General features: G+C 70.0%; 18 protein-coding genes. 7 read left to right on the plus strand and 11 right to left on the minus strand.

Annotated features, from left to right (window positions below; genetic code table 11):
* Positions 1-7 precede the first annotated feature (7 nt).
* A complete protein-coding gene (locus ACQPWU_RS40915) occupies positions 8-1,816 on the minus strand; it encodes a hydantoinase B/oxoprolinase family protein (protein ID WP_433431049.1) in 1,809 nt (602 codons plus the stop codon).
* Positions 1,809-3,809, minus strand: coding sequence for a hydantoinase/oxoprolinase family protein (locus ACQPWU_RS40920; protein WP_433431050.1), 2,001 nt, complete (start codon positions 3,807-3,809; stop codon positions 1,809-1,811). Before ACQPWU_RS40920 ends, ACQPWU_RS40915 begins: the two co-directional genes overlap by 8 nt.
* A gap of 101 nt (positions 3,810-3,910) precedes the next feature.
* Between ACQPWU_RS40920 and ACQPWU_RS40925 the strand changes: the two genes are divergently transcribed.
* The gene (locus ACQPWU_RS40925; protein WP_433431051.1) at positions 3,911-4,555 is read left to right on the plus strand and encodes a thymidine kinase; all 645 of its coding nucleotides are present in this window, start codon (positions 3,911-3,913) and stop codon (positions 4,553-4,555) included.
* A gap of 14 nt (positions 4,556-4,569) precedes the next feature.
* Here ACQPWU_RS40925 and ACQPWU_RS40930 read toward each other — a convergent pair whose 3' ends face one another.
* The 4 genes from ACQPWU_RS40930 to ACQPWU_RS40945 form a co-directional block, all read right to left on the minus strand.
* Positions 4,570-4,977 carry a MarR family winged helix-turn-helix transcriptional regulator gene (locus tag ACQPWU_RS40930; protein WP_433431052.1) on the minus strand — a complete coding sequence of 136 codons (408 nt, stop codon included), beginning with the start codon at positions 4,975-4,977 and terminating at the stop codon, positions 4,570-4,572.
* Positions 4,978-4,987: 10 nt separating this feature from the next.
* On the minus strand, positions 4,988-5,671 hold the full coding sequence (locus tag ACQPWU_RS40935) for a DsbA family oxidoreductase (RefSeq protein WP_433431053.1): 684 nt from the start codon (positions 5,669-5,671) through the stop codon (positions 4,988-4,990).
* A gap of 35 nt (positions 5,672-5,706) precedes the next feature.
* Complete coding sequence (locus ACQPWU_RS40940) at positions 5,707-6,603, minus strand: hypothetical protein (RefSeq protein WP_433431054.1); 897 nt, start codon at positions 6,601-6,603, stop codon at positions 5,707-5,709.
* Between the two features lie 122 nt (positions 6,604-6,725).
* Positions 6,726-7,439, minus strand: a complete 714-nt coding sequence (locus ACQPWU_RS40945) for an SRPBCC family protein (RefSeq protein ID WP_433431055.1) — start codon at positions 7,437-7,439, stop codon at positions 6,726-6,728.
* A gap of 364 nt (positions 7,440-7,803) precedes the next feature.
* Between ACQPWU_RS40945 and ACQPWU_RS40950 the strand changes: the two genes are divergently transcribed.
* The 3 genes from ACQPWU_RS40950 (at position 7,804) to ACQPWU_RS40960 (ending at position 11,579) form a co-directional block, all read left to right on the plus strand.
* The gene (locus ACQPWU_RS40950; RefSeq protein WP_433445409.1) at positions 7,804-9,147 is read left to right on the plus strand and encodes a cytochrome ubiquinol oxidase subunit I; all 1,344 of its coding nucleotides are present in this window, start codon (positions 7,804-7,806) and stop codon (positions 9,145-9,147) included.
* A gap of 11 nt (positions 9,148-9,158) precedes the next feature.
* A complete protein-coding gene (gene cydB, locus ACQPWU_RS40955) occupies positions 9,159-10,073 on the plus strand; it encodes a cytochrome d ubiquinol oxidase subunit II (RefSeq protein WP_433431056.1) in 915 nt (304 codons plus the stop codon).
* 99 nt (positions 10,074-10,172) lie between these two features.
* Positions 10,173-11,579, plus strand: a complete 1,407-nt coding sequence (locus ACQPWU_RS40960) for a 5'-nucleotidase C-terminal domain-containing protein (protein ID WP_433431057.1) — start codon at positions 10,173-10,175, stop codon at positions 11,577-11,579.
* A gap of 161 nt (positions 11,580-11,740) precedes the next feature.
* Here the strand turns inward: ACQPWU_RS40960 and ACQPWU_RS40965 are convergent, their stop codons facing one another.
* Genes ACQPWU_RS40965 through ACQPWU_RS40985 form a run of 5 tightly spaced genes read right to left on the minus strand, consistent with a single transcriptional unit; the run spans position 11,741 to position 16,282 of the window.
* On the minus strand, positions 11,741-12,475 hold the full coding sequence (locus tag ACQPWU_RS40965) for an ABC transporter ATP-binding protein (protein ID WP_433431058.1): 735 nt from the start codon (positions 12,473-12,475) through the stop codon (positions 11,741-11,743).
* Positions 12,465-13,208 (minus strand): ABC transporter ATP-binding protein, encoded by a 744-nt coding sequence (locus ACQPWU_RS40970; RefSeq protein ID WP_433431059.1) that lies wholly within the window; start codon positions 13,206-13,208, stop codon positions 12,465-12,467. The genes ACQPWU_RS40965 and ACQPWU_RS40970 overlap by 11 nt, the downstream gene beginning before the upstream one ends.
* Entirely contained in the window at positions 13,205-14,194 is a 990-nt protein-coding gene (locus ACQPWU_RS40975) for a branched-chain amino acid ABC transporter permease (RefSeq protein WP_433431060.1), read from the minus strand. Before ACQPWU_RS40975 ends, ACQPWU_RS40970 begins: the two co-directional genes overlap by 4 nt.
* Positions 14,178-15,059 (minus strand): branched-chain amino acid ABC transporter permease, encoded by an 882-nt coding sequence (locus ACQPWU_RS40980; protein WP_433431061.1) that lies wholly within the window; start codon positions 15,057-15,059, stop codon positions 14,178-14,180. Before ACQPWU_RS40980 ends, ACQPWU_RS40975 begins: the two co-directional genes overlap by 17 nt.
* Positions 15,053-16,282, minus strand: coding sequence for an amino acid ABC transporter substrate-binding protein (locus ACQPWU_RS40985; RefSeq protein WP_433431062.1), 1,230 nt, complete (start codon positions 16,280-16,282; stop codon positions 15,053-15,055). Before ACQPWU_RS40985 ends, ACQPWU_RS40980 begins: the two co-directional genes overlap by 7 nt.
* Positions 16,283-16,385: 103 nt before the next feature.
* Here ACQPWU_RS40985 and ACQPWU_RS40990 point away from each other — a divergent pair, with 103 nt between their 5' ends.
* From ACQPWU_RS40990 to ACQPWU_RS41000, 3 genes are all read left to right on the plus strand, one after another.
* A complete protein-coding gene (locus tag ACQPWU_RS40990; protein ID WP_433431063.1) occupies positions 16,386-17,417 on the plus strand; it encodes a LacI family DNA-binding transcriptional regulator in 1,032 nt (343 codons plus the stop codon).
* Positions 17,418-17,545: 128 nt separating this feature from the next.
* Positions 17,546-18,256, plus strand: coding sequence for a hypothetical protein (locus ACQPWU_RS40995; RefSeq protein ID WP_433431064.1), 711 nt, complete (start codon positions 17,546-17,548; stop codon positions 18,254-18,256).
* Positions 18,257-18,297: 41 nt separating this feature from the next.
* Positions 18,298-20,607, plus strand: a complete 2,310-nt coding sequence (locus ACQPWU_RS41000; protein ID WP_433431065.1) for a PQQ-dependent sugar dehydrogenase — start codon at positions 18,298-18,300, stop codon at positions 20,605-20,607.
* The last annotated feature ends 16 nt before the right edge of the window (positions 20,608-20,623 follow it).

The raw sequence follows: 20,623 nt of genomic DNA on the forward strand, positions 1-20,623 counted from the left end.
GGCTCCTCTACAGCTCGTCCACCTCGGCGAACGCCCGTCCGCCCGAGAGCTTCGCGTACCCCGGTCCCCGGTCGAAGAAGCGGTCCGCCGGTGGGCGCAGGCGGGCGCGGAGCTCGGCGGTGGCCTGCTCGTCGATGCGGTCGCCGTCCAGGACCACGCCGTAGTCCCCCAGCGCGCCCGCGATCGACACCTTCCCGTCCCGCACGTCGGCCGCCACCGCCCGGGGGTCCCGATCGTACGGGGAGCCCCAGCCTCCGCCCCCGGTCGTACGGATGCGGATCAGCTCGCCGGCCTGCACCGGGTGGTCGTCGACCAGCCCCTCCATCTCCTTGCCCGCGATCTCCACCCGGAGCGGCCGCCCGGCGAGACCGCCGTTCACGCCCCAGCAGGACAGGATCGAGCGGTCGGCGATGGACATGTACGAGGCGTCCCTGAGCATCCTGATGTGCTTGTCGTAGCCCAGCCCTCCCCTGAACATCCCGGGACCGCCGGAGTCGCAGGCCAGCGCCAGCCGCTCCACCCGGAACGGCCAGCGCGCCTCGGCGAACTCCACCGGTATGTTGCGCGAGTCGGGCACCACGTGGATGGTGTCCTCGCCGTCGGCGTACCAGCGCCCGCCGGAGCCGCCGCCCAGGACCTCGCGCATCAGGTACGGCTGCCCTTCCGCGTCCGTGCCGTACACGCCGGTGTAGCGGATGGTCTCCTGGTCGGCCGGCATGCGCCCGCCCGTCGCCTTGGCCAGCACGCCGGCGAGCACGCCGAGCAGACGCAGGATGACGAACGTGCGGGCGTTCGTGGGAGCGGGGAAGACCGGGGTGAGCAGGGTGCCCTTCTCCGGGAAGATCATCTTGATGAGCGGCACGACACCCTCGTTGACGTCCAGCTCCGCCATCCGCTCCGGTGTGTCGGCCAGGTTGCGCAGCACCGGCGCCAGCCACTTCTTCAGGAAGACGCCGTCGGCGTAGTCGCCCGCGTGGTTGATCGGCCCCTTGGCCTGCGGCGACGTGCCGGTGAAGTCGATCGTGAGCGGCGCGTCGACCGCGTGGTCGACGGTGAGCGTGATGCGCTGGGTGTGCAGGCGGGGCTCGTCCACACCGTCGTGCTCGGCATAGTCCTCCCACACGTACGTGCCTTCGGGGATCTTGGCCAGCAGTTCCCTGCGGAACGTCTCGGTGGTCTTGGTGATGATCGCGTCGAAGCACTCCTCGACGGCCTGCTTGCCGTACCGCTCGAACAGCTCGCCCAGCCGCCGCGCCCCCATCAGGCAGGCCGAGCACTCGGCGTCGAGGTCGCCCGCGAGCGAGTCGGGCATGCGGGAGTTACGCGTCATGATGCGCAGCGCCGCCTCGTTCGGCACGCCCTGGTCCCACAGCTTGATCGGCGGCACCATCAGGCCCTCTTCGAAGACCGACCTGGCGTGCGAGGGCATGGAGCCGGGCACGGACCCGCCGATGTCGTCGTGGTGGCCGAACGCCTGCACGAAGGCGACGACGGAGCCCTCGTGGAAGACGGGCACGGTCACGCACAGGTCGGGCAGGTGGCCGATGCCGCCCTCGGAGAGGTAGACGTCGTTGTGGAAGTAGACGTCGCCGGGCTTCATCGTCTCGACGGGGAAGTCGCGCACGACCGGCTGGACGAGCGCGCTGTAGGAGCGGCCGGTCAGCTTGCGCAGCCGTACGTCGTGGATGCCCGCGCGGAAGTCGTGCGCGTCGCGGATCATCGGCGAGCGGGCCGTGCGGGCGATGGCCGTCTCGACCTCCTTCTCGACGGACGCCAGCGTGCCCTCGACGATCTCCACCAGGATCGGATCAGTCACGCCTTACCTCCACATTTCCGTACTCGTCCACTCTCGCGGTGAAGCCTGGGTGGATGGGGATCGTCGAGCCGTACTCCTCGATCACGGCGGGGCCCTTGACCACAGCTCCGGGGCCGAGCGCGGAGCGCTGGTGGATGGGGGTGTCGCGGGTCTCGTCGAAATGCACGGGACGTACCGAAGTGGCGCCCTCGCCGGCCTTCTCCAGACGGCGGATGGCCGGCCGGGTGATGGGGCCGATGCCGGAGACGCGCAGGTTCACCCATTCGACGTCGTGACGGGGATCATCCCGGTACGCGTACCCGTACAGCTTCTCGTGGGAGGCGTGGAAGCGGTCGATCACCTCGGCCTGCCAGTCGTCGTCGATCTCGCCCGCCGGGGCGGGCACGCTGACCTCGTAGGCCTGGCCGTAGTACCTCAGGTCGGCGCTGCGCAGGTAGACCGGGTCGTCGAAGCCCTCGCGGTCGAGGGCCTGCCCCGCCTGATGCTCCAGGTCGTGGAAGATCTCGACCGCCTTGCCGAGTGACAACTCGCGGGTGACGTACGTACGGACGTAGTCGTTCTTGACGTCAACCGTGAGCAGCCCGAACGCCGAGACGTTGCCGGGGTCGCGCGGGATGACGACGGCCGGCAGGCCGAGGATGTCGATCAGCCGGCACGCCAGCAGCGGCCCGGAGCCGCCGAAGGTCACCAGGGGGAAGTCCCGCACGTCGAGCCCGCGCTTGACGGTGAGCTGCCTGATCGCGTTGCTCTGGTTGAACGCGCTGATCTCCAGGATGCCGGTCGCCGTGCGCTCGGGAGTGAGGCCGAGCTTGTCCGCCAGGGCCTCGATCCCGCCGCGGGCGGCGTCGGCGTCCAGCGGGATCTCGCCGCCGAGCAGGTGGGGCGGGATCCGGCCGAGGAACACGTGCGCGTCCGTGACCGTCACCTCCGTGCCGCCCCGGCCGTAGCAGATGGGCCCGGGGTCGGCGCCCGCGGACCTGGGGCCGACCTTGAGCGTGCCCTCGGGCGAGATCCACGCGATCGAGCCGCCGCCCGCGCCGACGGTGATGATGTCGATCATCGGGATCTTGCACGGGTAGCGGCCGACGGAGCCCTCGGTGGTGATGGAGGGCTCGCCGTCGATCACCACGGCCACATCGGTCGAGGTGCCGCCGCCGTCCAGCGTGATCACCGACTCGTGCCCCGCCGTGGAGGCGATGAGCGCCGCGCCGAGCGCCCCTGCCGCGGGGCCCGACAGGACGGTGCTGATCGGCTGGTTGACGACCTCGCGGGCGGACAGGATGCCGCCGTTGGACTTCATGACCGAGAACGGCTTGCCGAGGCGGTTGGACAGGTTCGCGATGTAGCCGCGCATGGCGGGCTTGACGGCGGCGTCCACGAGGGTGGTGACCGAGCGCTCGTACTCGCGGTATTCGCGCAGCACGTCGCTCGACAGCGAGATCACCGCCTCCGGGTGCTCGCGCCAGAGCACCTCACGCATGCGGCGCTCGTGCTCGGGGTTGGCGTAGGAGTGCAGGAAGCAGACCCCGATCGCGGTGATGCCCTTGGCCTTGAACCAGCGGGCCGCCTCGACGGCCTGCTCCTCCGAGAACGGCCACACCTCCTCGCCCCGGTGGTCGAGCCGCCCGCCGACGGTCTTGACCAGGTGCGCGGGGACGATTCTTGGCGGCTTGACCCAGAAGTACGAGTTGCCGTAGCCGTCGGGCACGCTCTGCCTGGCGATCTCCAGGACGAACTCGAAGCCCTCGGTCGTGATGAACCCGAGATTGGAGATCCGGTCTTCGAGCAACTGGTTGGTGGCCACGGTGGTGCCGTGGACGATCGAGCCGAAGTCGAGCTCGCCCAGCTTCGCGATGCCCGCCACGAACCCGTCCGCCGGGTTGGCGGGCGTCGAAGGGGTCTTGGTCGTGAGGATCTCACCGGTCGCCTCGTCCACCGCCACCACGTCGGTGAATGTTCCTCCGGTGTCCACTCCGATACGGACGCTACGCATGGCTCCTCGGTTGGCCGGTGACCACAGTTCCTCCTGCTAACTCCAGAGGAGAAATGTCCCACGAGGTCATGGAACAAGCCAAGCCGCTAAGCTGGCCCCCCGTGACCGAACTGTCTGCCTTGTCTGCCGTGCCCTCTGGCGCCAGGGATGCCGTACTCAAGTTCTACTTCGGCCCCATGGACTGCGGAAAGTCCACGCTGGCGCTCCAGATGAACTACAACCACGGACGTCAGGGCAGGCGCGGCCTGGTGCTGACCAAGCACGACCGCTCGGGCGGCCCCAAGGTCACCAGCCGGATCGGGCTCGGCCTCGACGCGATCGAGGTGGAGGACTCGGTCGACCTCGTGCGGCTGGTCACCTCCCACGATCGCATCGATTATCTCATCTGCGACGAGGCCTGCTTCTACACCGTCCAGCAGATCGAGCAGCTCGCGGACCTGGTGGACGAGCACGGCGTGGACGTCTACGCGTTCGGGCTTGCCTCGGACTTCAGGTCGGTGATGTTCCCGGCGGCGCAGCGGCTGTTCGAGCTGGCGGACGAGGTGTGCCGGTTGCAGGTCGAGGTCCTGTGCTGGTGCGGGCGTCCCGGGCAGCTGAACGCCAGGGTGGTGGGCGGGATGATGGCCCGTACGGGCGAGCAGGTCGTGATCGGCGACACCGACGCCTCGCGCGTGCGCTACCAGGTGCTCTGCCGCCGCCACCACCGCTCCGGCCGGCTCGGCGAGGGCTCGGACAAGGCGATCTAGGACATCCCCGAGCCTCAGACGAGGCGGTCCAGAAGGTCCCTGAGTAGGCGCGCGTCGTCGCCCGGCAGAGCGGCGAGGAACGCCTCCTCGGCCGCCGCCACGGCGCGCGTGGCCCCCTCGAGCGCCTCCCGGCCCTGCCCGGTCAGCTCCACCATGTTCTTGCGCCGGTCGCCGGGATGCGGCCGGCGCCCGACGAGCTTCTTCCGCTCCAGCCCGTCCAGCAGGGCGACCATCGTCGTCCTGTCGATGCCCAGCCGCTGGGCGGCCTCCAGCTGGGAGAGCGGCTCCGGCGTGCGGAGCACCGACAGCACCGCGAACTCGCGCCCATCGATCTCGTACGGCTCCAGCGCCGGGCCCGTCAGCTCCGCCAGGCGCAGGTTGGCGTGCTTGAGCAGGTAACCGAGAGTCCGACGTCGCGACACGTCACGATTCTCACACGGCACAGTATCCGTCGTCGTCGCACCCGTCGGCCGGGGCGGCCAGCTGGGTGATCGGCGTCTGGCCGGTAAGCTCCGCCACCTCGTCGATCGCCGCCGCGAACGCCTCCTCCGGCTGAGCCCCCGACACCGCGTACTTGCCCTCGAACAGGAACAGCGGCACCCCGCTGATCCCGAGCGCCCGCGCCCTGCCGAGCTGCTCGCGCACCTGCTCGGCGCCCTCGCCCCCATCATCGACACCGGCCTCGACACCGACCTCGGCGGCCAGCTTGGCCAGGACGTCGGCGTCTGCCACGTTCAGCCCCTCGCTGAAGTACGCGCGGAACAGCCGCTCGGTCATCTCCTTGCCGCGCCCCTGCCGCGTGGCGACCTCGATCAGGCGGTGCGCCTCGAACGTGTTGGCGTTCACCGCGTGGTCGTAGTCCATCGCGAGGCCCTCGCCGGAGGCGGCGTCGGTGACCCGCTGGACCATCTGGCGCGCGTTCGGCCCGAACTTCCGCTCCAGCGCGGGGATCAGCGGCTCACCCTCCACGGGGGCGTCGGGGTTGAGCTGGTACGGGCGCATCGTCACGTCGATCGTGCCGCCCTTGGCGCGGAACCGTTCGGCGGCCTTGGCGAACCTGGCGTGCCCGATATAGCACCAGGGGCATACGACGTCGGAGAAAATTTCAACCTTCACGCATATGGGCAACCGCCGGGCACCGCCGATGATTCCTATCCGGCGGCCAGCTCCTCCAGCCGGTAAGGAAGGTACGCCGAGTCGTCCACCAGCGCCGACGCGCCGCGCCACCACCCGAACCACTCGCCGCTGCGCCACATCCAGTCCACGTGCTCGATGGCGGCCACCACGTCGCCGACCGTCTCCCACCGCTCGCCGAGCTGCTCGCGGGTGGCGCCGTGCCGCAACGCCCAGGCACGCAGGACCCCCACGGCGGCGGAAGGGACCTCGCGGGCGTACGGGTCGGGGTCCTCACCGGGCAACCGGTGCGGCCCGAGCCCGGCCGCCACGCCCCAGCTCCACTGGGCCTCGGCCGGCCGGGAGTAACGCAGGGAGTGGAAGTCGAGGTTCGACCCGAGCTCGTCGTCGGGCCGCCGGGTGACGACCGCGTCGAGCCGTCCGCCGGCGTCGAAGTGGACGACCAGCCGCTGCCCCGGTTTCACTCCCGGCGGCAGCTCGAACCTGTCCTCGGCCTGCCACGAGTTGAGGTCGACCTCGGCGACCGGCCGGCCCCACAACTGGTCTGCGGCGTCGTCGGAGATCCAGGCGGCCAGCATCTCGAGCGCGGTCAGATCGGTCCACGGCTCGATCGCGACCGCCGTGCGCACCACCTCGTCCGGAGCCGGCAGCTTGCCGCCCCTGGGCCTGCTCCACCACTCCTCACCCAGCTCGCGGGTGCCGACGAGCAGCGCGGCGATGGCGGCCAGCTCGGCCGACCGCCGGGTGAGCTGGCCGCCCAGCGCCAGCTCGAGGGTCCGAGCGGTCCGCTCCTCCCCGAGCACCGGGCGCACGTCCGCGATCAGGGTCTCGGCTGTGGGGCGCTCGTCGCCCAGCAGGTTGCGAACGACTCGCCTGGCTTCGGTCCGTGCGTCTTCCGCGTGTGCCTGCCGCATACAGCCACGCTACGCCTGTAGATCCTTTTCCGCGAGAGTCCAGCACCGGCACCTGACATGCGCCCCAGCGGGCCCAAACTCACGCCTGGAACGATTCACACAAAGGCGACATCCACCCCGGGTCAGGGGCTCTGGCGTCGGGAGGCGCGTCCGAGCAACCAGCCCACCGCGACACCCGTGAGCGCGATGCCCGCCCCCATCCCGAACGACGCCAGCATCACCCACGGACGCGTCTGCGTGTGCCGCTTCGGGGGCCGCTCGTAGACGGCGCCCGCCGCACCGGCGCCTGCCTTCGCGGCGAAGCGCTCGGCCGCCATCGCGCCGGGAGCCGTAGCCGCACCGGGAGCGAAGGGCGGCGGGGCGAGTGGGGTGGGCACCGGACCCGGTGCGGTGGCGGTCCCGGTGCGGAGGTGGTCGTCGACGGCCGAGAAGAACTCCCCCGCCGTCCGCTTGGCCACCGAGCCGAGCATGCGCTGCCCGACCCCGCCGATCATCCCGCCGATCACCGCGTCGGCGTCGTAGTCCACCCGGGTCCCGTCCTCGACCTCGCTCAGCCGTACCAGGACGGTGGCGTCCACCGTCCCGGGCGCCCCCTGCCCCCGTGCCTTGAGCGTGAAGCTCTCGGGCGCCAGCGGATCGGCCAGCGCCACCTCCCCCTGATAGACGCCCTTGATGGACGCGACGCCCGCGTTGATCGTCATCCGGTACGTGTCAGGCCCGGTCTCCTCCAGGCGCTCGCACCCCGGAATGGTGCGCACCAGCACCGCGGGATCCTGGAGCGCCGCCCACACCCGGTCCCTCTGAACGCCGATCACGGCACTACCCGCCACTTTCATATCGCCACCTTAGGCAGCCGGGACGTCGCGGATAAGGGCAACACCTGACAGAGGAACGGCGCGTCTTGAAGGAGCCGGGCGCCGGGCCCACACCGCTCTGGACCGCCACCGTCCAGCCAGGCGGCAAGATCGCCTACCAGGTGCCCCGACAGCCGCCCGCCCCTTGAGGGTCCGCCCCCGGACGTACGGATGAATCAACCCGGCGGCTGACGCGCCGGACCGGCCCGGCACGGGATCCTCAGTACGCAGCAGCAACCAGCCAACAGCGATGTGACCAAGCTCGCATCGCGCTGCTCTACGACTTGTAGTACTACTTCAAGTAGATGAACTACAGCCTGTAGAGCTCAGGGAGTCGACGGGGATGATGGACGCACTTGATCTGGCGCGGTGGCAGTTCGGGGTGACCACCGTTTACCACTTTCTGTTCGTGCCCCTGACCATCGGTCTGGGGATCTTCGTGGCGGGCCTCCAGACGGCCTGGCACCGCACGGGGAAGGACCACTACCTCAAGCTCACGAAGTTCTTCGGGAAGCTGTTCCTGATCAACTTCGCCATGGGAGTGGTCACCGGCATCGTGCAGGAGTTCCAGTTCGGGATGAACTGGAGCGAATACTCCACGTTCGTCGGCGACGTCTTCGGCGCACCGCTGGCCATGGAGGCGTTGCTGGCCTTCTTCATGGAGTCCACATTCCTGGGGTTGTGGATCTTCGGCTGGGAGCGGTTGCCGAAGAAGGTGCATCTGGCGTGCATCTGGGCGGCCACCATCGGGTCCAACTTGTCGGCGTATTTCATCCTCGCGGCCAACGCCTGGATGAAGCACCCCGTCGGTTACGAGGTCGTGGACGGCAAGGCCAGGATGACCGACCTGTGGGCCGTGCTCACCAACTCCACGGCGCTCGCCCAGGTGCCCCACGTGATCGGGGCGGCGTTCATCGTGGCGGGCGGTTTCGTGCTGGCCGTGAGCGGCTACTGGCTGCTCAAGACGCGCGCCCCCATGTGGCGCAGCGCCGCAAGGGCAGCGCTGGTGATGACGGCGATCGCGGGGGCCGTCGTCGCGGGCACCGGCGACACGTCCGCCAGGCTGCTGTACGAGCAGCAGCCCATGAAGCTGGCCTCGGCCGAGGGCCTCGAGCGCGACACGGCGGGCGCGGCGTTCTCCTTGGCACCCGGCATCGAGATCCCCCACGTCCTGAGCTTCCTGGCCGCCCACGACCCCGACGCCACCGTCGAGGGCATCGAGGACCTGCAGCACCGCTTCGAGCAGCAGTTCGGCCCCGGCGACTACCGGCCGGACCAGCCGGTCGTGTTCTGGTCGTTCCGGGTGATGATCGTGTTCGGGATGGCCACGGTGGGCCTGTCGGTGCTCGGCCTCTGGCTCACCCGGCGCAGGCGGGACTTCCCGAGGTGGCTGTCGCGGGCGATGCTGCTGGCCCTGCCGCTGCCGCTGGTCGCGATGATCGCCGGGTGGCTGCTGAGCGAGATCGGCCGCCAGCCGTGGACGGTCGCGGGCGAGCTGCTCACCGCCTCCAGCGTGTCGCCCGGCGTGAGCCTGGCTGAAGTGGCCACCTCACTGACGATCTTCACGCTCCTGTACGGCGCGCTCGCGGTGGCCGAGGCCGTACTGCTGACCAGGCATGTCCGCAAGGGCGTCGAGGAGCAGGCGCCCGCACCCGCGGCCGAGCGGCTCGAGCCGTCGCTGATGTACTGAGGGGTAAGACAATGATCGATTTGTGGTTCGTCATCATCGCCTTCCTCTGGACGGGCTACTTCGTGCTGGAGGGCTTCGACTTCGGCGTCGGCATGCTGGCGCCCATCGTGAGCAGGAACGCCGAGGAGCAGCGACAGAGCCTGCAGACCATCGGCCCGGTGTGGGACGGCAACGAGGTGTGGCTGATCACCGCCGTCGGCGCCATGTTCGCCGCCTTCCCCGCCTGGTACGCGGGCGTGTTCAGCGCGTTCTACCTGCCGGTGACGCTCGTCCTGGTGGGGTTGATCGTGCGCGGCGTCGGCCTGGAGTGGCGGGGCAAGGTGGCCGACCCGCGCTGGTGCGACCTGGGCATCGTGGTGGGCAGCGCACTCCCGGCGTTCCTGTGGGGTGCGGTCTTCGCCGACCTGCTGTATGACAGCCTGCCCGCCGCCCTGGCCGGGGGCGCGTTCACGCTGGCGGTGTGCCTCCTGCACGGCGCCGTCTTCCTGGCGCTCAAGACCACGGGCCCGGTACGCCGCCGCGCCCGCGTCGTCGCCCTGGCCGCCGGCGGGGTGACGATCCCGGTGGCCGTGGTGGCGCTGTCGAGCCTGGGCTCGCTCCCGGCGCTGGCCGCCATGGCGGCGCTGGCCGCGGCCACGGCCCTCATCTGGCGCCGCCGGGAGGGCTGGGCCTTCGCGGCCACGGCGGGCGCCATCGTCCTGACCACCCTGGCCGTCTTCATGGAGCTCCGCCTCCAGCCACTCCCCGGCCTGACGCTGGCCGAGGCGGCCTCCGGCCCGTACACGCTGACGATGCTGAGCTGGATCGGACTGATCGCGCTGCCGTTCGTGCTGGTCTACCAGGGGTGGACGTACTGGGTGTTCAGGAAGCGCGTCCGTGTGGAAATGACGCCGCCCGAATCCGTCCAGGTGGCTGGCTCTCGTTGATAATGTCTTCGCCTTGCCGGGGAATCAGACCGAGCGTTATTTCTCGTTGATCAAGATCTGCCAGGATCCCCTCGTCGAAGATCACGAGAAAGGAATCCAGTGGGCTTATTCACTCTGGCAGGGCGCCGAATCGGGGGGCTGGTGGCGGTTGTCGCCCTGGCGTCCGGTGCCTTCGCCTCGGGAGCTCAGGCCGCCCCTGCTCCGGTCGCATTCGGGACGGCTTCCGCTTCACCAAAGGCCCACACCGGTGCCTGCCCGACGGCCGTCACGCTGTCCACCACGGTCAAGGTCAAGGCGCCGGTGACGCTGAAGTACGCGTGGATCTTCAGCGACGGAGACAAGAGCAACGCGAAGACCTACAAGGTAGGCGGCAAGGGGCTCAAGACCGTTCGGCTGTCCACGTCGATCAAGGTCACTGGTGACGCTCGTGGGTGGGGCGCGGTTCGCCTCGTCAGCCCGGTGACGAAGACCTCCAACAAGGCCTCGTTCGCCGTCACCTGCACCAGTGACGGGCAGGGCACGGGGGACCTGTGGGACAGCGTGACCGTCTCCGCCGTCGCCGCCTCTGCCGCGGATGCCGGTAAGCCGGACGACTCGGCAACGCCGTCTCCTACCAAGCCGGGCACGGATGAGCCCGCACAGAACCTGGTGCGGAAGGCCACCATCGCCTTCGAGCGGACCACTGCGTCGAAGTGCCCGGTGACCTTCAAGATCCACGGCTACTTCGAGGGGCTTCCCTCCGGCGCGCAGACCGTTCAGTACCGCTTCGTCGATACCCAGGCGTGGAAGACCGTCAACGTGCCGGCCAACCACGGCGCCGTCTTCACCACCGTGCTGGAGACGTTCGAGTGGGGTTGGGAGACCGAGGAGAACTCTGTCCGGATCGAGATCAATCAGCCGAACGGCCTCAGGTCCAACGTCATTTACTACTTCAAGTGCCGCCCGCCGAGTGGCGGCGAGAAGGTCGGTGTCGCCGCCGAGGACATCGCGCTGACCAGCGATGGCGGCCCTGTGGCCGAGCTGGCCGCCGACGCCGCGCTTGAGGCGGTCCAGTCGGTCTCCGGGGCTCAGGCCGCGCTCGTCAGCAAGTACGGGATGCACAGGGGCCTGAAGGCGGGGCCGATCGAGTTCGGGGCTCTGTGGGACATCCAGGCCGCGGGGTTCGCCGTCGACGTGCGTACGGTGACCGGTGCCCAGCTCAAGAAGTTCCTGGTGCCGACGAGGGCGAACGCCGGGGTCGTGACCCCCTCGGCCGCGCTTCGCTACACGCTGAAGGACGGCGTGGTCACCGAGCTCACGCTGAACGGCACCCCGGTGTCCGACACTCAGGTACTCAAGATCGCGCTCAACTATCAGCTGGCCGGCGGCTGGCAGGGCTTCCCGCAATGGCAAGGGACCAGCGGCGTGTACTACGGCGGGCCGGACGAAACCGGGGCGCTGGCGTCGTACATCGCCAACCACTCGCCGGTTCGGGCTCCGAAGGGTGACCGCGTCACCGTTCAATAAGGCATCCGACGCCCGGGGTCGACCAGGTATGACGCCATAGCGCCAGGCCCATGGCGCGATCGCCGGGCGGACGGAGACGTTCCGCCGGCGATCCAGGCGCCGGGGTCGCGCAGAGCGGTCGGGCAGCGATCCGGTGGGGACTTGCGGTCGGCCGTTCCGAGTCAGGTGGCAGGGGCGCCGCCGAGGTAGAGGCGGCCGAGGCGGGGGTCGGCGGCGAGGGCGGGGGCGGGGCCGGTGATGTGGACGCGGCCGAGGTCCAGCACGCAGCCGACATCGGCCATCTCCAGGGCCCGGCGCGCGTTCTGCTCCACCAGCAGGACCGCCACCCCGGTACGCCGCATGAGGTCGATCCGGTCGAAGACCACCTGCGTGTTACGCGGGTCGAGCCCCATCGACGGCTCGTCCAGCAGCACCACGGAGGGCTCCAGCATGAGCGCCCGCGCGAACTCCACCTGCTTCTGCTGCCCGCCCGACAGCAGCCCCGCCATGGTCCCCCACCGCTCGGCCACCACCGGGAACAGCTCCTTGACCACCTCGATCCGGGCCTGGAGCTTCGCGGAGTCGCGGACGGTGAAGCCGCCGAGCCGCACGTTCTCGGCCACGGTCATCTCGCGGAACACGCTGTGTCCCTGCAGCACGTGGGCCAGCCCGAGCCCGAGCAGCCGCTGCGGCGACAGGCCCGTCACGTCCTGCCCGGCCAGCAGGACCCGCCCCGACCGGGGCGTGAGCAGGCCGCTGGCGACCTTGAGCGCGGTGGACTTGCCCGCGCCGTTCGGTCCGACCAGGCAGACGACCTCCCCGGCGCGGACGGTGACGGTCAGGCCGCGCAGCACCGGCGCTGCCCTGCCGTACCCGGCCTCGACGTCTTCCAGCGACAGGATGGTCTCAGACGCCAAGGTACGCCTCCAGCACCCGCGGGTCGTCCCGCACCTCGGCGGGCGGGCCGGACGCGATGGGCGCGCCGCGGTCGAAGACGATCACGTGGTCGCACATGCCCATCACCATGTCCATGTTGTGCTCGACGACGAGGAACGTGCGGCCCTCCGCGTTGAGGTCGCGTACGAGGGAGACGATGCGGTCGATCAGCGCCGGGTTGACCCCGCCCGCCGGCTCGTCCAGCAGCACGAGGTCGGGCTCGGCCATGAGGACGGCGGCCAGTTCGAGCAGCTTCTGCTGGCCGTAGGACAGGTCGCGGGCCTCGGCGTCCTCCAGGTGCTCGATGCCCATGCGCCGCAGCCAGTGGCGGGCCCGCTCGACCTCGCCCTGGTCGCGCAGCCCGGCCAGCAGCTCGCGCAGCCGGGTGCGGCGGACGGCGACCAGCATGTTCTCCAGCACGGTCAGGCGCGGGAAGACGCGGCAGAGCTGGAAGGTGCGGCCGATCCCGGCGTGCGCGATGCGGTGCGGCGAGTGGCGGGTGATGTCGCGGTCGCGGTAGAGGACGTGGCCGGAGTCCGGCTTGATCATGCCGGTGATGAGGTTGAAGAACGTGGTCTTGCCGGAGCCGTTCGGCCCGATGAGGCCGTTGATCTTGCCGTCGGCCAGCTCGACGGTCGCGCCGTCCACGGCCAGCACGCCGCCGAACGCCTTGGTGAGCCCTTCCGTGCGCAGCGACGTCACTGTGTCACTCATCGGGCCACCCCCTGGAGCCGCTGTTCGGCCGTCTCGTCCGGGATGGAAGGCCCCGTACGTCTCCTGGTCAGCCGGGCGAGGATGCCGTCCGGCATGAACAGCACCACCAGCACGAGCACCAGGCCCGTCGCGGCCAGGTGGATCTGCGTCTCGCCCAGCGCAATAAGGAAGTACTCGCCCGCCGGGGCCACGATGAGCGCCCCGAGCAGCGGCCCGAACAGGTGCCTGACCCCGCCGAGCAGGCTCATCAGCACCATGTACGACCCGATCAGGATGGAGAAGACGAAGATGGGGTCGAGGCTGCCGAACCAGACCGCGTACAGCCCGCCGGCGAGCGAGACGAACAGGGCCGAGAGGGCGAAGGCCGTCACCTTGTACGCCCCGGTCGGCACCCCCAGTGACTCGGCCTTGTCCTCGTCCTCCCTGATCGCCCGAAGGCCGGCGCCGAATCGGGAGCGGGAGACGTACCACCAAGACAGCAGCGCGAGCCCGAGCAGCGCCAGGAACAGGTAGAAGAACACGATGTGCGTCTGCCCCCTGTGCAGACCGGGGAAGGGCGAGGGCACCTGCAGCCCGGTGGAGCCGCCGGTGAGCGAGCGCCAGCCCTGCACGATGAGGTTCATCATCGACACGAGCGCGATCGAGACGATCACGAACGACGCGCCGCGCACCCGGACGGCCGCGATGCCGACGCCGACGGCGAACAACGTGACCGCCAGGGCCGAGACCAGCAGGGCCACGACCCACGGCACGCCGAGGCGGATCACGAGGAGCCCGGTCCCGTACGCGCCGAGACCGAAGAACGTCGAGTGGCCGAGGGAGACGTAGCCGGTGAAACCGCCCAGAAGGTTCCAGGAGGTCGACATGGCCGCGTACATGACGGTCAGCGCGCCCGCGTACACCAGGTAATAGTTCGGGACGATCCACGGGTAGGCGATCGCCAGGCAGGCGACCACCAGCAGGAGCCCTTTAGAAGCGATGCGCAAGCCGGCCTCCGAAGAACCCCTGGGGGCGCACGAGCAGGGTCAGGAAGAGGAAGACGTAGAACATCATCGTGGCCCAGGTGGCGTCCACGGTCACCAGCACGAGGCCCTCGACCAGGCCGAGCATGACGGCCGCGAGCGCCGCGCCGATCACGCTGCCCAGCCCGCCGACCACGATGATGGCCATCAGCTTGCCGATCCACGCCCAGTGCGAGGCGGGGAAGAACGGCGTGATCAGCGCCAGCACGGTCCCGCCGACGGCCGCCGTGGCGAGGCCGACGCCGAAGCCGTAACCGGCGACCCGCTCCGTCTGGATGCCGACCAGCCTGGCCGCCTCCCTGTGCTGGATCGTGGCCCGCAGCGCCTGCCCGAAGCGGCTCTTGACCAGCACCGCGAACAGGACGGCGAGGGTGATCGCGGCGACCCAGAAGGCGATGATCCTGTCGTACGGGAGGTGCACGCCGCCGATCGTCAGCGAGCGGGTCGCGTACTCCATGCTGACCGACTTGTAGGACCCGGTGTAGAACGTCCCGAGCAGCCCTTCGATCGTCAGCGCGATCCCGAACGTCAGCAGCACCGACATCATCGCCAGGTTGTCCGGCGCCAGCCGCGCCACCAGCAGCCGCTGGATAACCACGCCCAGCCCGAAGAACAGCGGCACGGTCACGGGCAGCGCCAGGAACGGGTCCACCCCGAGCGTGGTGTGCGCGGTGTAGGTCAGGTACGCGGCCAGGAACAGGAACGCCGGATGCGCCACCATGACCACCCGCATCACCCCGAAGTACAGCGACAGGCCCGAGGCCAGCAGCGCGTAGAGGCCGCCGGTCAGCACGCCCAGGGCCAGCCCCTGCAGGAGCAGGCTCACCATTCCTTCTTCGGGTAGACGATGCCGGCGGTCTTGGCCTGCTCGGGGAGCACGATCTCGACCTTTCCGTTGACGTACTGCTGGATCATGTGCGCCTGCTCGGGCCTGCCCTGGTCGTCGAAGGAGAGCTTGCCCACGACCGTGTCGAACGTGCCCTGCCTGATGTGGTCGGCCAGCTTGTCCTGGCACTCCTTGGTGGGGTCGACGCACTTGACCGCGTTCACGGCGGCCTCGACGACCTGGCCGACGGTGAACCCGTTGGCGGTGTCCTCGTTCGCCTCGCCCTTGAACATCTCCTTGTGGCGTTTGATCATCTCCTGGTTGCCGGTGAAGGTGGCCGTGGCCGACCAGCCGACGGGCGAGATGATGTTCTCGGCCGCCCCCTTCACCGCGGCGGGGAACTCCGGCTCCGTCGGCCCGGTCGAGAAGGCCGCCAGCTTGGGCTGCACCTTCAGCTCCTGCAGCGCGCGCACCAGGCCCACGGAGTCCTCGAACTGCGTGCCGCCCACGACGATGTCCGGCTTGGCCGCGGCGATCTTGGCGGCGATGGGCGAGAAGTCGGTGGTCTCGGGCGGATACACCTCGTCCACGACCGTCTTGATCCCGGCCGCGGCCAGCTTGTCTCTCAGCCCGTACGCGGTGCCCTGCGCGAACGGGTCGTCCAGGCTGGCGTACGCGGCCGTCTTCGGCCGCTTGTCGGCCGGCAGCTTGAGTATGTAGTCGGCCAGGTAGTTGTAGTGGTCGCTCGCGATCGCCGGCGCCGCGTAGAACAGCCGCTTGAAGCCCTGCTCGAAGACCTCCTTGGCGGCCCCGGCCGGCTCCACGAAGAGCATGTTGTACGACTCCGCGACCTTGGCCGCCGGGATCACCAGCCGCGAGGAGAACGGCCCGAAGACCAGGTTGACCTTGTTCTGCGTGATGAGGGACTCGTAGTCGGAGCTGACCCGGTTGGGGTCGGAGGCGTCGTCGCGGAAGATCAGCTCGACCTTCCTGCCCAGCAGGCCGCCCTTGGCGTTCACCTGGTCGGCCCAGACCTGGTAGCCCTCCTGGATGCCCGTGCCGGGCTCGGAGAAGTCGCCCGTGAGCGGGAGCGAGATGCCGATCTTCACCGGCCCCTGCTGCTGCCCCGGCGACTGCGCCGCGCCGGGCTCGTCGGTCTTGGCGCAGGCGGTCACCGCTAAACCGCAGATCGAGATGATCGCCAGGCCCTTGAGAACTCTTGCCATCGAGGAGACCCCCGTCAGAAGAGGCGCCGCGAAAGCGCTTTCGTAAGCGCTTTCGGTTACGATTGCACGGGATTCAGCCCCGGACAAGGGGGGTTCGCATCGCATGGCAGACCGTCCTCATCCGCCCCGCCTCGTCGATGTGGCCAAGGCCGCGGGGGTCTCGCTGGCGACCGCCTCCCGGGCCCTGACGGGCAGCACGGGGGTGAGTGCCCAGGTCGCCGCCCATGTCCAGGCGGTCGCCTCCCAGGTCGGTTACGTGCCCAACAGCCACGCGCGGGCGCTGGCCGGCGGGCAGGCGTCCATGGTCGGGCTGATCGTGCACGACGTCGGCGACCCCTACTTCGGCGAGATCGCCAGGGGCGTGCTGCGCGAGACCGAGAGCCGCGGCTACCTGGCGCTGATCAGCCAGACCGAGCGCGACCCGCGCGCGGAGCTGGCCAGGATCCGGGCGTTACGCGCGCACCGGGTCACCTCGATCGTGCTGGCGGGCTCGGGCTACGTCGACGCGGGCACCGAGGCCGACATCGCCACCGAGGTGCGCTCGTTCACGGCGGCGGGCGGCCGGGTGGCCGTGATCGGCCGCCACCACCTGCCCGTGGACGCGGTGCTGCCCGACAACGCGGGCGGCGGGGCCACGCTCATGCGGCATCTGCTCGACCTCGGCCACCGTCGCCTCGGCGTGCTGGGCGGCCCCGCCAACCTGACCACGGTCGAGGACCGGCTGTCCGGGCTGCGGGCGGCGCTCGGCGCGGCGGGGCTCGACTGGCGCTCGATCCCGGTCGTGCACGGCGACTTCACCAGGGAGGGCGGCGCGGCGGCGACCGCCAGGCTGATGCGCGCGCACCCCGATCTGACGGCGGTCGTGGCGCTGAACGACCCGATGGCGGTGGGCGCGCTGTCGTGGCTGCTCGGCAGCGGGCGCAGGGTGCCCGGGGAGATCTCGGTGGCCGGGTTCGACGACGCGCCGGTGGCGCGGGACGTCTTTCCGGCGCTGACCACGATCAGGCTTCCCATGGTCGGCATGGGAAAGCAGGCGCTGGAGCTCGTACTCAAGCCGCCCGCCTCCCGCCCGCGCCGCCGCCGCACCGCGCACGAGCTAGTCGTACGCGCCTCCACGGCCCCACCGTCGGCCTGACAGGCGGGGCGCCGGCGATTCCACTGCCCCCTTGACAGGCTGATCCTCCGGGTTACGATCCGCTTCAAAGGTCAACGAAAGCGCTTTCGGAAGCGCTTACGAGAGCGCACCCGGCGAGAGGACCCCGGATGTCAGCCTTTCGCACCTTCGTCCTCGCGGCCATGCTCGCGCTGGCCGTACCGATCCCCGCCCAGGCCGCCGCCACGGAAGCACACGAGTGCGGCCCGGGACACGCCAAGGTGAAGCACGTGAACGACGGGCGCAACTGGGCGCCCGTGACCCCGTCCAAGTGGCAGTTCCCCGGCGACCAGGTGATCCTGGCCGAGGCCGGCGTCGCCCGGCCGGGCCCGCGCCGCCCCTTCGAGTACGCCGTACTCAAGACCGGCCCCGAGTTCGGCTCGGTGCGGATCGACGCCGACATCCGCCTGGACACGCCGACCAGCGTCAGCAACCGAGACGTGATCATCGTGTTCGGCTACCGGTCGGACACCGAGTTCTCCTACGTCCACCTTTCTCAGGACAACACCATCTACCCGCACAACGGGATCTTCGTCGTCGACAACGCCGACCGCCTGCGCATCGACGACCAGTGGAACGGCCAGGTGGGCGCGCCGCCCGCGGTCACCGACACGGAGTGGCACCACGTCCGCGTCACCCACTGCGTGGACACCGGCCGCATCGCGGTCTACATGGACGGCGCCACGACCCCGCTGATCACGGCCACCGGCCGCACGTACACGTCGGGCCGGGTCGGTTTCGGCTCGTTCGACAACATCGGCAGGATGCGCGACATGACCGTCAAGGGCACCCCGGCCTGCGACGAGCCCGCCGAGCAGTGATCTCCCCGAGCAACACCCCGACCTCCTGGTGGTGAGCAGGTATGCCGAAAACCCTCCGGTGCCTCATCGCCGCGGTGCTGGTGACCGCGTTATGCGCGCCGCCGGCAGCCGCGCAGGCCGAACCGGCCCCCATCGACGACCCCATCCCCGAGAAGCCCACCGCCTCGGGGTTGACGCTGACCCTCGAGGAGTTCGCCTCGTTCCCGAAGACCGAGACGACTCCTGACCCGACCGACCCGCGGCTGGTCCGCTGGGCCAGGATCAACTACCTGGGTGAACTGCCGGACGGCTCGCGCCGGCTGTTCGTCAACGACCTCAACGGCAAGCTCTACTTCCTCGACAAGGGCCGGCCGCGCGAATACCTCGACGTCGGCGCGGCCTTCGCCCCCGACTTCGTCTCGGGCCGCGGCATGGGCAGCGGGTTCGGCTTCGCCGCCTTCCACCCCGGCTTCGCCAGGAACGGCAAGTTCTACACGGTCCACACCGAGTGGGGCGACGCGCTGACCACGAAGACGCCCGACATGACGCCCCAGCCCGGCACCAGGTTCCACGGCGTGATCACCGAGTGGACGGCCACGGACCCGAAGGCGAACGTCTTCTCCGGCATCCACAGGGAGGTGCTGCGGCTCGGCTTCAACGGCCAGATCCACGGCATCCAGCAGATCGACTTCAACCCGAACGCCCGCCGCGGCGACAAGGACTTCGGCCTGCTCTACGTCGCCTCGGGTGACGGCGGCCGCGGCGTGTCCAGCGACGACCCGCAGAACCTGGCGAACCCGTACGGCAAGATCCTCAGGATCGACCCCGCGGGCACGAACGGCGCGAACGGCAAGTACGGCATCCCCGCCTCGAACCCCTTCACCGGCCAGCCCGGCAAGCTGGGCGAGATCTACGCGTACGGCATGCGCGACCCCCACCGCTTCAGCTGGGACCCGAAGGACGGCAACCGGCTGTTCCTCGGCCACATCGGCGAGCACGCCATCGAGGCCGTCTACGACGTGGGCGCCGGTGACAACCTGGGCTGGAGCGAGCGCGAGGGCGCGTTCGTGTTCAACAAGGCCGACCGCTGTCACCTCTACACGCTGCCGGACGACGACGCGCAGTACGGCTACACGTACCCGGTCGCCGCCTACGACCACGACCCGCCGCCCGGCCACTCCTGCACCGCCGACAGCGGCCACGCCATCGCCGGCGGGTTCGTCTACCGCGGGCAGAAGCTGCCGCTGCTGTACGGCAAGTACCTGTTCGGCGACCTCGTGGACGGCCAGGTCTTCTTCACCGTCGCCGCCCAGATGGACGAGCGGACCGGCCGCCGGGCCACGATCTACAAGCCGCGACTGGTCGACGCGACCGGCAAGCAGGTGACCATGCAGGACCTGGCCGGGAGCACCCGCGTGGACCTGCGCTTCGGCAGCGACGGCGCGGGCGAGCTCTACGTTCTGTCCAAGGCGAACGGCAAGATCTGGAAGGTCACCAAGGCCGGCTGGACGCCGCCTGACGTGCTGCCGAGCCTGCGCGACCACGTGGTGGCCGCGTACGACTTCGAGCACCCGCTGCCCGGCGACCCGGCCCAGGAGCAGGACCAGGGCCGGTCGGGCGCGAACATCACGCTGGTCAACGGCGGCGCCGCCATGCGCGTGGCCGACCCGGCGTACCGGGGCAGCACGTACGCGCTGCAGACCCGCCAGGTCAGCCCGGCCACGGCCGGCAACGACGACTGGAAGGCCGGGGTCTACGGCGCGGACGGCGTGCCGGCGCTGCACGCGTTCAACGGCGTCCGGGGCGTCACCGTCATGGGCTGGTTCAAGATGCAGGGCGACGGGCCGGCACTCAACTCCAACACCGACGACCCGGCCGACCGCTTCAACGCGATCGGCCTGGCCGGGCTGCTCAGCGGCAACTCCCAGGGACACGACGTCAGGGCCCTGCTCGAGCTCATCACGGTGAACGGCGAGCTGCGGGTGGTGGCGCTCGCCAGGCGCGTGGACGGCGGCAGCTCCCAGACCTTCGCCGCGAGTCAGCCCTGGCAGGAGATCCTGCCGCGCGACCAGTGGGTCTTCCTCGCCGCGACGTTCGACTTCGACACCGCGACGATGAAGCTGTTCAGGAACGGCCGCCCGCTCGACGGGTTCTCCACGGTCGCCGGCGACCCTTGGGGCGTCGAAGGCGATCCCGAGCCCGACGTCACCTCGGCGACCGACCCGAGAGGCATCAAGATCGGCGGCAGTTACCCGCAGAACACCAGGGAGCAGAATCCCTGCGACTGCCGGATGGACGGCCTGATGTTCCTGGACAGGGTCGCGGCCCCGGGCGAGATCCGGGCCCAGTACGAGCTGGCACGGACGCGCTAGCCATCCGGGCAGGCTT

The organism is Nonomuraea sp. CA-141351 (genome assembly GCF_050944675.1).
Classification (GTDB): domain Bacteria; phylum Actinomycetota; class Actinomycetes; order Streptosporangiales; family Streptosporangiaceae; genus Nonomuraea.

What these genes read in the sequence shown, in the direction of transcription:
- ACQPWU_RS40920 (WP_433431050.1), bottom strand. Translation starts at nt 3,809, where the DNA reads ATGCGTAGCGTCCGTATCGGAGTGGACACCGGAGGAACATTCACCGAC.
- ACQPWU_RS40940 (WP_433431054.1), bottom strand. Translation starts at nt 6,603, where the DNA reads ATGCGGCAGGCACACGCGGAAGACGCACGGACCGAAGCCAGGCGAGTC.
- ACQPWU_RS40945 (WP_433431055.1), bottom strand. Translation starts at nt 7,439, where the DNA reads ATGAAAGTGGCGGGTAGTGCCGTGATCGGCGTTCAGAGGGACCGGGTG.
- ACQPWU_RS40950 (WP_433445409.1), top strand. Translation starts at nt 7,804, where the DNA reads ATGGACGCACTTGATCTGGCGCGGTGGCAGTTCGGGGTGACCACCGTT.
- cydB (WP_433431056.1), top strand. Translation starts at nt 9,159, where the DNA reads ATGATCGATTTGTGGTTCGTCATCATCGCCTTCCTCTGGACGGGCTAC.
- ACQPWU_RS40970 (WP_433431059.1), bottom strand. Translation starts at nt 13,208, where the DNA reads ATGAGTGACACAGTGACGTCGCTGCGCACGGAAGGGCTCACCAAGGCG.
- ACQPWU_RS40980 (WP_433431061.1), bottom strand. Translation starts at nt 15,059, where the DNA reads ATGGTGAGCCTGCTCCTGCAGGGGCTGGCCCTGGGCGTGCTGACCGGC.
- ACQPWU_RS40985 (WP_433431062.1), bottom strand. Translation starts at nt 16,282, where the DNA reads ATGGCAAGAGTTCTCAAGGGCCTGGCGATCATCTCGATCTGCGGTTTA.
- ACQPWU_RS40990 (WP_433431063.1), top strand. Translation starts at nt 16,386, where the DNA reads ATGGCAGACCGTCCTCATCCGCCCCGCCTCGTCGATGTGGCCAAGGCC.
- ACQPWU_RS40995 (WP_433431064.1), top strand. Translation starts at nt 17,546, where the DNA reads ATGTCAGCCTTTCGCACCTTCGTCCTCGCGGCCATGCTCGCGCTGGCC.
- ACQPWU_RS41000 (WP_433431065.1), top strand. Translation starts at nt 18,298, where the DNA reads ATGCCGAAAACCCTCCGGTGCCTCATCGCCGCGGTGCTGGTGACCGCG.